At 48.9% G+C, this 13,226-nt stretch carries 10 protein-coding genes and 1 pseudogene; 6 read left to right on the top strand and 5 right to left on the bottom strand.

Annotation, left to right across the window (positions count from 1 at the left end; all coding sequences use genetic code 11):
* The first annotated feature begins 283 nt into the window (after positions 1-283).
* The 3 genes from AB1J88_RS16940 to AB1J88_RS16930 all read left to right on the top strand — a co-directional run bounded on the left by AB1J88_RS16940 (position 284) and on the right by AB1J88_RS16930 (position 2,102).
* Positions 284-826: a hypothetical protein gene (locus AB1J88_RS16940; protein WP_430291515.1), complete on the top strand. Its 543-nt coding sequence runs from the start codon at positions 284-286 to the stop codon at positions 824-826.
* A gap of 119 nt (positions 827-945) precedes the next feature.
* Positions 946-1,242 carry a hypothetical protein gene (locus AB1J88_RS16935; RefSeq protein ID WP_430291514.1) on the top strand — a complete coding sequence of 99 codons (297 nt, stop codon included), beginning with the start codon at positions 946-948 and terminating at the stop codon, positions 1,240-1,242.
* A 257-nt stretch (positions 1,243-1,499) separates the two neighbouring features.
* Positions 1,500-2,102 carry a hypothetical protein gene (locus AB1J88_RS16930; RefSeq protein WP_430291513.1) on the top strand — a complete coding sequence of 201 codons (603 nt, stop codon included), beginning with the start codon at positions 1,500-1,502 and terminating at the stop codon, positions 2,100-2,102.
* Positions 2,103-2,295: 193 nt separating this feature from the next.
* Here AB1J88_RS16930 and AB1J88_RS16925 read toward each other — a convergent pair whose 3' ends face one another.
* From AB1J88_RS16925 to AB1J88_RS16910, 4 genes are all read right to left on the bottom strand, one after another.
* Positions 2,296-2,490, bottom strand: a complete 195-nt coding sequence (locus AB1J88_RS16925) for a hypothetical protein (protein WP_430291512.1) — start codon at positions 2,488-2,490, stop codon at positions 2,296-2,298.
* Positions 2,491-2,692: 202 nt separating this feature from the next.
* Positions 2,693-2,998, bottom strand: coding sequence for a hypothetical protein (locus AB1J88_RS16920; RefSeq protein WP_055135522.1), 306 nt, complete (start codon positions 2,996-2,998; stop codon positions 2,693-2,695).
* Positions 2,999-3,245: 247 nt separating this feature from the next.
* Entirely contained in the window at positions 3,246-4,613 is a 1,368-nt protein-coding gene (mobH, locus tag AB1J88_RS16915; RefSeq protein WP_430291511.1) for a MobH family relaxase, read from the bottom strand.
* Positions 4,614-5,038: 425 nt separating this feature from the next.
* Entirely contained in the window at positions 5,039-5,902 is an 864-nt protein-coding gene (locus AB1J88_RS16910; RefSeq protein WP_430291510.1) for an integrase domain-containing protein, read from the bottom strand.
* Between the two features lie 1,290 nt (positions 5,903-7,192).
* Between AB1J88_RS16910 and AB1J88_RS16905 the strand changes: the two genes are divergently transcribed.
* Complete coding sequence (locus tag AB1J88_RS16905; RefSeq protein WP_430291509.1) at positions 7,193-7,912, top strand: hypothetical protein; 720 nt, start codon at positions 7,193-7,195, stop codon at positions 7,910-7,912.
* A 198-nt stretch (positions 7,913-8,110) separates the two neighbouring features.
* Here the strand turns inward: AB1J88_RS16905 and AB1J88_RS16900 are convergent, their stop codons facing one another.
* Positions 8,111-8,623 carry a hypothetical protein gene (locus AB1J88_RS16900; protein ID WP_430291507.1) on the bottom strand — a complete coding sequence of 171 codons (513 nt, stop codon included), beginning with the start codon at positions 8,621-8,623 and terminating at the stop codon, positions 8,111-8,113.
* A gap of 804 nt (positions 8,624-9,427) precedes the next feature.
* Between AB1J88_RS16900 and AB1J88_RS16895 the strand changes: the two genes are divergently transcribed.
* Together AB1J88_RS16895 and AB1J88_RS16890 are read left to right on the top strand one after the other, a co-directional pair.
* Positions 9,428-10,375, top strand: a complete 948-nt coding sequence (locus AB1J88_RS16895; RefSeq protein WP_430291506.1) for a hypothetical protein — start codon at positions 9,428-9,430, stop codon at positions 10,373-10,375.
* Positions 10,376-10,635: 260 nt separating this feature from the next.
* Positions 10,636-12,777, top strand: a pseudogene (locus tag AB1J88_RS16890) (P-loop ATPase, Sll1717 family).
* Positions 12,778-13,226 lie beyond the last annotated feature (449 nt).

The following is a 13,226-nucleotide window of genomic DNA, read 5'->3' as shown; positions in this document are numbered from 1 at the left end:
CAATCGAATAGCGGCTGGTCCCCTGGACGGCCAAGGTATTGATAGCAACATGCGTTGTTGAAACCGTAAAGACTATCCTTGGCCATTACAACCTTGACCACAATAATAAAAGAAAGCGACCATCGCTCAATCGATCGATAGGCTACGTTGGTCTTCAAGGCCAGGAGAAGCGAACGAAGACAGCTATGTAAAAGCGTGGGTCGCTGTTGACCCTGATGAGAATTTTTTGCCAATGAGTTGATTTTGGGAGGGAAATTTGAAAAGGACAAAAAGAGAGTACGATTTGGAACTCGATCCATTTGCCTGCTATAAAATGGAAATTATGCATAATGAATCAAGGGAGAATTTTGAGTCAACTCATAAGTGGCTGTATCTGGGCGCCAACTCTAGAGATATCGAATTTGCCAAGGTAGGAATAACCCTAGGGGATCTTACAACCAGATCATCTAGTTCAGAAAGTCCAGGTTATTATCTTTTTTGTGCTTTCAAGTGCAGAAGCAATATATCAAAGTCTCAACTTGAAGAAGTAGAGAAAAGTGCTTTGAGCTATCTTGAAGGGGTATTCACCTATCTTGACGGCTCGACTAAGCGAGCATCGCATCATGACTCAGGGCGCATCTCAGAATGTTTTTATGATGTTAATTTTCTGGATTTTTTTGGTGAGCTTCATTACTACCTTTATGAAAACCACTGTAATTATTTTATGCGGGTTGGATTTGAAAATGAAGCGGGATTTGACGAGGGTGATTTTCTAGATTGTGAATTCAATACGCACCGCATGTCACGCAATGAAATTAACAAGTACATAAGAATGATTCTCCAGTAGTATCACTAGATGGGGGCTATATAGCCCTAGGCCCAGAAGCACGCATGGTTGCACCATGCAGTAGTTGTGAACACGCGTCTCACGTACGTGATATCCAAGGTAGGCGGTATGAATTTGTAATGTCCTATCCTCGCATAGGAAACTACTGCCATCGCTGCCGCAAGGTTTGCGACGGCACTCCGAAAATCAAGGAAATCAGTATGCAAACGCCAATAAGCGAACTCTCGAATGGTGTTTTTGACGTATACGACGCTAATGGAAAAGCTATTGCGAGACTTGGTTTCGGGAACTATCTCTCCATGGATATCGCTATAGGCCAGTTCGAGGTTCGCGGATTTCCATGGGTGACCGACTGCTATCGGCCGATTCTGTTGAAAAAGTCGGTTTGCCCAAACTGCCTGATCATTGAGTGGTGAAAATGCCTTTTTACACGCTGCTACGTGAAATCCGACTCTGAAACCTCTGCCAAAAAGTAAAGATTTCAATCTCGGACGCGTATTTTCCTCATGCGCAAACCATGGCCGACTTTTTCAACAGAATCGGCCGATTCCTGCCTGTCATAACTGGCCGAAAGCGACCCAAAGGAGACTTTGATTGACCCAGCGGCGCCTCTAGGCACTATTCTTCGGTATATGAACTGCTAAATTTGAACATGAATAGAGGGATATGAGGGATGGAGAACGAGGCATTTAGTATCTGGACGCCGCACGAGGTGTTCTACATTCAGTCGATGCTCTTCAATACGACCTCTGCCTTCCAGTCGTGCAGCATTGCAGAAAAGATCATCGAGAAGATCTCAGTTGGGGAGATTGATCCGCAAGAGAAGAAGGATTTATTACTGGACTGTTTGCAGAACGTCGTCAACCAGTCTGGAGCTATATCGCGATACTTCTTCCCGTCGCGTGATGGTGTGAAGGGAACGGATAAGAAGAGCATTCACAGGGATCGCGGACAGTATCTGTCAAGGGTCTTTGGTGTAAAGGACAACAGTCCACTGATGAATAGGGCGTTAAGAAATTCGATTGAGCACTTTGACGAGCGGCTTGATCTTTATCTTCAAGAGGGGATAGTCGGATACATCTTTCCTAGCCTTATTCTTCCTGAGCCTGAAGACTCGGATGTGCCTCATCACATCTTCAGGGCTTACTACTTGAAGGAAGGTATTTTTCAAGTGCTAGGTGAGCGATACGAGATCCAGCCAATTGTTGATGAGGTAGCGAGAATTCATGATCTCTTAGTCAAGTTTGACGGCAATGGCGGAGTTTTCCGCCCGTAAAAAAGGGGCTCTACGCTACTTTTTTATTGTGCTGACGCATAGGTCTTATCCAAGAAGAGGTTCGCCACCTTGGCGATCTCTGGAACTTCTGGCGAATGTCCACTTTTGGCCAAAGGGAGACGTTTCCACCTTACTGGGTGTTGATTGGGCCCGTCGCAACTCGAGCTCAACAAACGTGCTTCCAATCGGTAATTTAAGCTTTGTGCCGCCAGTCGTTCTGATTGCTGGATTGCTGGATTGCGGGTTTTGGCAATGCCATGCGCAGGTTTTCGCGATACTGTTCCGCCGCTGCTTCGTTGGTGAATTCGACAACAGCATCGTAGTTTTCGCGAATGACCGACTCAACCTTCGCAATGTCCGCGCGGAAGAACTCCTTGCGCCCGCGCATGGGATGCGGATGCAGAAGAGGTGGGACGCACATCGAAAAAGCGACGTCTGATCAAAGGCAAGAACGGGATCGGAAAAATTGCTGGGTTGATGTCCGCTGTGGGAGAGTCAGACTTGCTGTCTTACCCGTTGGCAAGAGTCGCGAAAAAAATCACCTGTCGAAGGACAGGTGATTTTAGTGGTTTCAGTAATCGCTAAGAAAACTATAAGAAGACTTTCATCGCCCCGATCAAGATGCCGATCGTGACTGCGAGCATGGAAGCCATACGTATGGATAACTTGAGATCAGATTTAGCGATCTCGGCAGTCAGCCGATGAATCTCAGATGTGAGACGATGATCAATATGAGTAATCTCAGCAGTCAGTCGCTGCTCTAGATTGGTGAGATCACTTTTCGTCGCGAGTAGTGTGAGCATGTCAGATTCCAATGCTTGGATAACGGCTTCAGCTTTGAGCTCAGGTACGTCGATTGCGCGCAGTGCCTGATACATCGCCAGTTCCATTTTCATTAAGGCCTCCTAAACAAAAAAAGGCCTTCCCCACGACGGGAAAGGCCCGTCGTGGGTGGGAAAGTCATGCTTCCATCGACATTCAAGTCGACTGTCCGCGCTGCCGGAAGCTATGCGGTCATATGAAGGATCCTGCGGAGAAACCGCAGCGCCGTTTTGAAGATCCTGGCGGCTGGTGCTGAACGAATCAGCGAGATGCATAGCAAAAATGCCCCTGGGGGGCGTTTGCTGTCAATCCGGAAATCGGTTATCGAGTGTTTCCTAATGTTGTGTGAGGCTTCTCGCTGTCTGGCGTCACTACCTTAAGATTCGGGTTGTTGAGGGACGAGTCGCTTATCAAGCCATAGTGCTTTTTCAAGAGATAGCCGTGTAAGAAACGTGTTCTGCGCGCACCGCTGAGCTCACATGTCCAGATGCAGCGACCGTTCGCTTGTATGCGGTGCAGTTTCATTTTCCCAAAGCGTCTTTGAACCCATTCCCAGTCAGGCTGCCTCTGTCTATTCGAGATGGTGGCGAGATGAGGGAATGCTTTCGCGTAGCGTTGGAAGATTCCAGGAGTGACCAAGAAGAGTGTGTCTTCGACGGAGTGCACCAGCGCTTGATCGTCATTTATGATGATCTCGTGAGTGCGGACGCCTTCGATCAGCCACTCCATGAAGTGTTCGCCGCTTGGCTTCGCATGTTTGTCTGGCACGGACGGTTCTTCTGCTGAGGGGGCAGATTCGGCGATAGGTGCGGAGTCGGAATCTTCAGGCCACTTGGGAGGCTCGCCGAATTGATTCGTTAATGAGTCGAGATAGTCGGTTGATGTTGTATCTGACAATGATGGATCTGATTGTGTGGCGATGGTCGCTGGCTTATGGCTCTCAGCTGTCGTGGTGGTCTGTACAGGGGCTTTGGCTACTGAAGCTTGATCGGCTTGAGTAATGAGCGCGCCGAGTTCGCCGGTATGTTCACTATGGCCAGACCAGTGAAATATGAGAGAGGCCCACAGTTCAGGGAAAGCGGAAAGCCAGTCCAGGATTTCCCTGCTTAATAGCTGCTGGATCATAAGGCTGGATACGGCCCCGCGCAGTCGACACACGAGATCTTTTCGGTATCGAAATCGGTAAGGTCGAGTCAGCGGTCCGTGCCATGGGTGCCAGGCGCAGCCATCTAAATATTCGATCTGGACATCAATCGCAATCTTGCCAAGGTTTTCACCCAGGCTGGCGTATGCCAGTGCGGCATTCCACGCTTCTCCTTGGGCGATCTGAACTTCTGGTTGAGCTCCTGAGGGCAGTAATTGTGATGGGCGCATTTTGAGAGCGTACGTAATTACTTCCAGACCATGGTCCAGCATCCCACCGGAATAAGCGTGGTGCTGGCTTTCGGAGGCAGGGAGAAGTTGGACCAGTTCGGCGTATCGTCTAATTGGGTCGAGATAAAGTTTATCGAACTGAGGGCGGGATACGGCGGTGCACTGCCAGATCTGCTCCAGCAACTTTTGTCTGTGGGGAGTGGCCAAGAGTGATTTCGCAGATTGGGGAGTGGTCAGGCCGGCGGGTGATGTTGGGCTGGCTGGAGCCGTAGGGTCGAGTGCACGCCGAAGCTTGCGATGGAACAGCGAGAACATAATTGCTCCTGTCGAGAGAGAAGAGGAGGTATTCGCTTGGCAACGACATGGGCAGCACTCATGAATGATGGATGAGTGCTTAGCTTCGAAGCGCCGATATGGACTTGTCAGTGGGCAAAGCGCGGGGCGAGCGAGCCGGATTAGTTGGTATTCCATAGGGACAGCGGGCGGCTTCTTGCGACGTCAGAGAAGTCCCTCAGTTATTCACGCTTGCAGGGTTGAACAGGTGACCGAAGCCGGGAATGCTCGCCGAGCAGGCATTCAATGTCTCGTGCCCATAGGACACGCAACCGGCAAGCGCAGAAAGATTAAATGTGCCACTGCGCATATCCGTATTAGCCGGAAATACGCTTGGTCAAGGCGAGGCGCTAACAAGGTGCGAGTAGGGCGCACCCTTACGGCTTATTGACGTCGACCGCCCTGAATTATCGTCCGAGGTAGGTCGCGGTAATCTGTGTTCTCTCATGCCCGAGTTCACGGCTGATAATTTGCCGAGCAATACGGTCTTGAGAACGCTGCATTGGGGTCAATTCTTTGGAAGAGATTCCTCCTGCCGCCGGTGCTTTCCATCCTGTCAAAGCTACGTAACGGCTTTGTGCATAATGATGACGTAGCCCATGCATGTGGCTCAGGCCTGCGGCCTTGCACTGACCATCGTAGGTGTTTCTCTGCTGGATATACGTTTTCTGAGCCGGGATTAATGAGCCGGCTCCCGCTAGCTGATGTGCCGCGTTCAGCACCTCGCGCTGTTGCGAAGTAGTGACCGGTACAGGGCGATCACGCCCACCCTTCGTCCATGAGCCCTTAAGGAGAATGTGATCTCCTTGATCCGCATACTTGGGTTGAAATTTGATCGCTTCCTCACGGCGTAGTCCAAACGCCGACTGAAGCTGGAGACTCATGTGCACATGGGCGTCGGTGATCTTGCCAAGGTCCGTTCCCAGTTCCTGGGCTTTGCTGACGTTAGTGACGAAGCGCCGGTTGGCCACACCCAGTTGCGTGTTGTCCGCGGGGAGAATGCCAGCCTTGCCGATTTTTTCAGCCCACCATCGAAGGTGCGCAAGCCGATTTTTGATGGTGCCAGGTGACAGGCCTTCGCCTTGCCAGCGATCTAGCAGTGCCAGTACGTGTTTGCCCTTGAGCGAGGGGGCTTTCATCTGCCGGAAACCAGACTCCCGCAGTTGGCGGGCGATCAGCCCCAGTGAGCGGATACGGTCGGCCTGAGTGTTGTGACTGCCATCGCGATTGCGCCGGCAAAGTTGCCGCAGGGTGTAGGTCAAATCGTCCATATATCATCCACGCTCACAGGCTTTGACTGTGTTGTTGTCCTGTCCTGAAAATCATTGGTAAGTGTTGGTGCCAACTCGCTAGGCGAGATCCCCGAAGGGCAGGGGCATGGTGTTCAGGAAACACCGGTGTCTCGACTGAGACGTCCGTCTTGCTTCCTGCTGGAAGGTCGGACGGAGATGTAGCGAGATGAGTTAGTTTTTAGTGTTGATGAGTACTCCAAGGAAATGGATGGGATTGTTAAGTGAAAGCAGTCGGCATTGCGCATAGGCCCGCTGCCTAGGACGGTGCAGTAGCGGCACATCACGGAATAAATCCGATAGACAAAAGCGGCTCCGCCCATGGGTATGGGTCGGTATGCTTTTGGAACCTTGCATACCTGGCTAACTCCATCCTGCTGGATCAGCGCTTGCAGGAGTTTCGCGCTGTTGGGATGACGACTCTCGAACCTGTCGTCTTAGGTTTTTGCTGGGCCAGTGTATGGGGGCATCATCATGTACGCCGCACTCTTTGGGGTTGAGGATTTGCCCGTGATGTTGGGGCGTCGGCGGGGCCGTCACTGCGGCTTGCAGTGACGGCCCGGCACATGTGAGTTGCGCGTCATCGGGCAGGGGCATACATATTATGGCCTGTGGGACTGACGCGGCCTTCGGCCTTGCCGGCTCCCTGCGCAGGGGCGGCATGGTCCCCATGCCACGACTGCGCAGGGAGCTTGTGTGAAAAACCGGGCTGGGAATCCCATCGCTGTTTTTCATCACCGAGAGATATGGGGCATCTGAGTTGGGCTTCAATGTGCAGAACGAAATCGTGATCTGGCTCTCTTCGGTCCAGCCATCGCGATGGTCGACACCTGCCGTCGCTAACCGGCCAGGAGCTACCATTTGCTGAGAAAATACAATATAGCGAAGCAGGTGATCAGGGCCTTCGCTGAATGAGCCGGAGCTTAGGATACTTTTCAGTGGCTACCCTGTGCGGCGAATGAATGGCCGAGTGCTGCCGGTCGCGAATGGCAGCAATCGGTTGTGGATTCAACCGGTCGTGGGGGCCAGTATTCCGGTGGCGGTTCAGGGCAAGGTTAAACATTTTACGGTTAGCAAGCGGACATGGCCTGGGGCCGGAGCGGAACGTTTTTAACAGACATCGCGTGACGAATGCAGGAGTCGTTGGCACTATTCGCCGACGAGGAAAGGCTGAGTTCTATTTGGCTGTCAAAGTGCTCAACGAAACATTCCACGGGTTCAATGCCGTCATCAACAAACCGCGAATAATAGGTATTAAAGGTATGGATAACCATGAAGAAAAATACAGTCCGCTTTGCACCTTGGGTCGGCTCCCATTATGCGGAAGGTTTTTGCGGTCTACGCATTCTTCTAGTGTGCGAGTCTCACTATGGCGATAAAAAACACGAACGCCCGACAGCGACTCCCGAAATCGTGAAAGCTCTAGCGTTAAGCGAGAAGCACCCTAGGGCAACCAGCAAGCTTCGTCGGCACCCGCACTTCACCAAAATAATGAGTGCGGTGAAAAACGTCAGACATAGCTTCACGAACATACAAAGAAGGGACTTCTGGGAAAGCGTTGCTTATTACAATTTCCTACAGGAGTTCATACGCGATACTCGCGTCCATCCACCAAAAGAAGCTTGGGAACAGGGCAAAAGTGCATTTGCCGAAGTCTTGGACGTATTAGCACCGGATTTGATTGTTTGCCTTAGCGCGCGGAACGGCCATCGGATTCGGTCTCTCGCTGGGGATGTCCCAGTAGCGGTGGTGAACCACCCCTCTTCGCGGTTTGCATATTCCAGAGTTAATCCACTCATCGCCGCACATATAGAGATGGCCTTAGTACGGAAGGCGCAAGTACTAGCGTTCGCCAGCAGTGATACCTTCGTTCGCTGGTGCGAGGCCACCGCTTCTGCTTTTCCCACACCTGGTTCAAACCTTTCAGAGTCGGACAAGATCGCTCTTCTTGCGCAGCGGAAAGAGTCAATGGCGGCGCTTGATGGACTATAGTAGGCCATGTGCCGATAGTATTTACAGCCTGCTTTTATTACTCGTGCCTGAACCATCAGCTCCGCTGACTGCAGTCGTTGCAAAAGGCAGGAAATGTGGACGGATCTATTTTTTTAATTACACTAAATAAATCCGCCCCCCATTATTCTCCGCTGAGTGTCTTCTTGCTCATCCTATCCTCTACGTTTTCGGTCGATGCTAGGCGTGGATTTGTTTTAGTGAAGTACTGAATTGATTAAATATCTTCGAGCGCACTTCGTCAACCTCGCGTTTTATTTCATTGTAGTTGCAATCTTCAGAAAAGTCATTTCTATTTAAAAGTTTGTAAAGTGAGTTTCTATTAACCCAGTATGCTCTCATTAATTCAGTAAGTTCTCTATCACCTATTAATGCTGACAGTCGAACGGCGGAGCTCACAAGATTGCAAACTTTTTTAGCAGCTTCCAGTGCCTGATCCTTATTTAATAATATCATTGACATCTGATCGCTAGGCTCTTGATTTACCCAGTGACTTATATCATTTGTCAGTTCACCTGCAAGTTGAAAATTCTCAGAGAGCTCAATTAGTTTTAATCGCTTATAGCTAATCAAGTCTCCTCTTCTTTCGTCCGCGTTTTTTTTGGATAACGTGACATAGGTGACGATTCCGCTTATAAGTGCCCCAAGACCAACCTTTACAGCGCTATCTACTATGTCAAGTATAGTTATCATCATATTTATTTTTTGTTCATGTTAAAGAGATACCCGCCTCCAGCTGCGATAGATATCTACCGAGCTTGATGGGCCTACAGTTCGTTTTCCATTTGCCGCCGAAAATCATGACTGTGGTAGGTTGGAGTCATTGAGATTTTCTCAGCTGATGCAAAATCACTTCCGCCATAATGGTAAATCGCCACTACCGAGTTGCCAATAAAAATATGTACTGCCCATTGGCCGTCTGGGCTTCTTTGGCAAACAGACGAGGATGGTCCAGCTCAACCAACTTCTGGAAAGAAATGGGTGACCGGTCTGGGCCGAGATGAACGGGTCTCCACGGGCAGCATCCGGCTTGGAGCAGATGGTGGATACAGTGTTGGCAAATGGGGAGCGTTCCCGCTGCTGCTTTCAAGTCTAGAAGGCAGCAGGGCTTGCCGTGACCCGTGTCGTGTTTCTGGGCGATGTCGCGTTTTTATGCGACCAAACATAACTCAAGCAACTGCGGAAAATGCGGAAAACCGGCAAAGTCAGAATCATGACTGAATCACGCTCTGGTGGTCTGTAAAGCCTAATAACTGGCTTAAATCGTTGTCCGTCTCAGAAAAAACGTACTAGTTGCTGGCAGTCGCCACTATCAGCTTGGGGGGCGTTTTCAGCCGGTCACCACAGGCAGAAAACGGCCAGGAGCAGTCATTCAATGTGTCTACGGATTTGGGAGCGATTCGATGATCCGAACACAGACTCTGCTCGCTATAAAAGTGCATCATCGCGGCTATAATCAAGACTCACCATTTCAAATACGATATTTTTAGGATAAAAATGCAAGCAATCTTAGAATCAATAACCCTTCTAGATACGAAGGACCTGATTTTGTTGGGGCTAGGGGGAGTCCTCGGATATTTGCTCAGTCTTATCGCCGCCAAACAAACCGAGAAAAAGAAAGACTTAGTATTGGAAGTCCTAGGGCGCCAGATCGTTGCAGAAGCCACCGAATATTGTCCTTTTCGGATTGTCGATCTCGCTGGCGAGCCGCTGGACAACGTTTACTTTATCGTTGTACGAGTGTGGAATAGAGGTAGAGAAGCAGTGCGAGGCGACGAAATTTCACCCAGTGCACCTATCACGATTGACCTGGGTGAGGATATCAAAGTTATTGGGCCACCCCGTGTGACTAAACCTCATCAGGCGATGGATTTTTCCATCAACTCAGTAGATCAGAATAGATATCAAATTGGTTTTGACTGTTTGAACCAAGACGAATGGGTGCAAATCGGATTTTATACGGCTGGCAATCCCAGGGCGGTAATAAAAGGGACTGGCCGTGTGTTCGGACAGCATTCAGATTTCGCTCTAACCACTGATGATTCCAGGGCTACTATTTATGAAAGACTAACTGCTTTGATTGCGTTTGCGATGATCGTCAGCAGCCCGTTCTGCCTTTTTTTTGCATTGTGGTGGATATATGAGGACTACACATTGGCAGAAGTTTTTCTTCAGTCTGACAAACTACCAAAAACTCTATCAGCGATGCTATACCTAGGCATATTCATACCAGTGATCTCGGGATTCTATTTCTTTTCTCTGTGGCTAAAGCGTAAACGCAACCCTAAAGGCTACCCTATACGCGAAGATTTTGAGCCGACCCAAAGCCAATCGTTAAAAGCTTTCTATCTGACAGCGCTGCATGGAAAACGCTACGAAGTATCTACATCAGTTCATGACTACGGTGAGATAACGGTGCGTTCTGCCCCAAGCAAAGAGCCGTAACTCATTGGGGCGGAAGCAGCCTTTCGTGAATGGCGGCTATTGGCCGGTTTCTGCCTGTTGCCAAGGTCCGAATCGGCCCAATAGATGAGGGTGGCGACAGGTACAGATCGGCCCAGTGCGACGCTCGACGTTGACGGAACATGACCCCCGTTCATAAGAGCCTGGTCCTAAAAGGAGGCTCAAGACGGTCGGCTTATGAACGAGACCGTTGGAATCGGTGAAAAGATGAGTCCTAGCCCCCAACCAATAACCGTTCGCGGATGGAGATTTCGCCGAATTCAGCTAGTCTACGTTGCGGAGCGTTAGAGCTACTTACCCATTTATATGCGTCTCTGATAAGCACAAGGATATTACCTTTGGCTAAAATTCAGTTACCTAAAGATGCTTTGCAACGAGTAAAGCTGGGCCAGGCTTTTGCAGAGTACGATATAATTAGAAGTGATCATGAATTATTCGTAACTACACCGGCGACTCTCTCTGCGCTCAATCCGGAAAGCTCTAACTGTTTTTTTATAGGTCGACGCGGCGCCGGAAAAACCGCGATTACATTTGAAGTTGAGCGGCGTTTCCCCCGAACAATAAATATTGTTCCTCAGATATTTGATCTCTTACGGCTCCCACTAGAGCAGCAGTTGTTTCTAGACACAAGGCAGCGTCCTTTCAAATCATTAATGCACTCGATGGAAAGGGCTTTGATCGATGAAGTGATCAAGATATGGGTCATGGAAGGGCGTTTAAGTTTCGACAAGGCGCCAGATACTATCCGGCGAGAAAGAGGCCTGATAGAAGATTGTGATTTTGATCAGCGCATCTTGAATTTGACCGAAGAGATTTTTGATGCATACACCAAAGATAATGATAAGTTATGGCTTCGTCAGATAAGTCGAAGCAAGAACCTGCTGGCGGAAATTAATCAGATCTCATTTTCTTCACCAATGAGTTACATCATCTTAATTGATCGTCTAGATGAATCCTGGGATGGTTCTGGCTCAGCTATCATATGCCTCATGGCATTGATGCATGCCACGGTGAGACTAATCGCCTCAACTCCGCACGTAAAACCCTATGTCTTCATACGCGAAAACATCTATGACTGAATTCGCTCCCTTGATAATGAGTTTGCGAGGCTTGAGACGTCAGTGGTTTTTCTTGATTGGTCTTCTGAAAAACTTACCGAGCTTGTAGAGCGTCGATTGGTAAAGCCTTTTACTACCAAGCCAAAACTAGGGGGAGAGGCATGGAATTGTTTTTTCGAGGAGGAAGATTCAAAGACTAGCGTGCCCTCGGTGATGAGCCTCTGTCAGCATCGGCCTCGGGATGTACTGATGCTAACTAGCTATGCAATAGACTCAGCCATTAATCACGGCAACCAAAAGGTTAGAGACGCAGACATGGATGTCGCGTCAAAACGCTATAGCACAAGTAGACTCAAGGATTTGGGGGACGAGTATGCTGAGAATTATCCAAATATTAGTTTAATCCTCGAGTACTTTTTTGGCTTAGGCAATGAGTATACCTTGGTGGCAATTGAAGACTTTATTCAAAAGTTGCTGGTTACGGAGTCTATTAACAAATACTGCAACGGTTGGTTTTACGACTATACAACGCCTTTTCGTTTCGTCGAAGTTTTGTATGGGATCGGTTTTCTTGGTATTCGGCGAAAAAGAACTGTCGAGTACAAAGAGTCTGGCAAAGATTCAAATGCCAAGCCGTCATTTGATAATAGCTCAACTTTCTATATTCATCCTACCTACCACGAAGCACTAAACCTTCAACCACTGCTATTGAAGGATTTGCGCGACGAAACGCAACTGAAGAATGAAGGCATCCTAGAGGAGCTGCCCGACACCTTTAACTTGGATGACTATAAAGGCGCATTGCAGGACACATTGGATAATTTGCGAACCTTGCCCAAGGGACCGTCGGGGGCAGCTGGGTTTGAAGAAATTGTAGGCAATATCATAAAACTGTGTTTTTTTCGATCTTTGACGAATGTTCAACCGCACGAGCGAAGTCACGATGGCGCCTCAATACGTGATTGGATAGCATCCAACCGAGCGCCTGACGGCTTTTGGGAGGTCATAAGGAATAAATACGGTTCTACCCAAGTCGTATGGGAGTGCAAAAACTACGAAGACCTAAGCGCAAGTGATTTTCATCAGATCAACTATTACCTTAATGACACATTTGGACGATTTGGTATCATTGCCTTTCGTGGGGAGGAAGTTAAAAACAGTTATTATCGTCACATTTCTAACATAATAAACCGGAACAAATCAGGGCTAGTTGTGTTGTTGACGCAGAAAGACCTGGAGGTTTTTCTGCGCCAAGCAATCAAGGGTGCTTTCAAGGAATCACACTTACAAGATAGATATGATCAAACGATTCGCCAGATATCATAGACAGCGGAAGGAAGAACGGTGTCTAAATTAGTGTAAATATTTGAAATTCTAGCCGGTTACTACCGGCCGTTCTCTGAATCGCCCCCGATTTCTAGCACACAGCTGACCGACTACTTTTGGCCGTTTTATGCCTCTCGCCAAGGGCAGCAATCGGCCGATTCTGTTGAAAAAGTCGGCTTCGGTTTCTACGGCAGAAAAGTACGCGCCTGAGATTGAAATCTGTGTTTTTTGCAGAAGGTTCAGGAGTCAGATTTCACGTAGCCGCGTGCAAAAGAGATGTTTTCACCAATCAATACTCGCGCGTTTTGGGCAAACCGACTTTTTCAACAGAATCGGCCAAAAGCAGCCCGTCATCAAAGCCACTTTTGGATTCTTAGCAGCGAGCATAATACCCGCTGAGATGTCGCTAGCGCCTAGCCGCCGTCGAGAGCCGTAGGTAAATCGGATTT

This window comes from Pseudomonas sp. S8 (assembly GCF_050473925.1).
GTDB classification, from domain to species: Bacteria; Pseudomonadota; Gammaproteobacteria; order Pseudomonadales; family Pseudomonadaceae; genus Aquipseudomonas; species Aquipseudomonas parakoreensis.
Note: the sequence above shows the minus strand (reverse complement) of the source record. Positions and strands in the feature narration are given on the sequence as shown.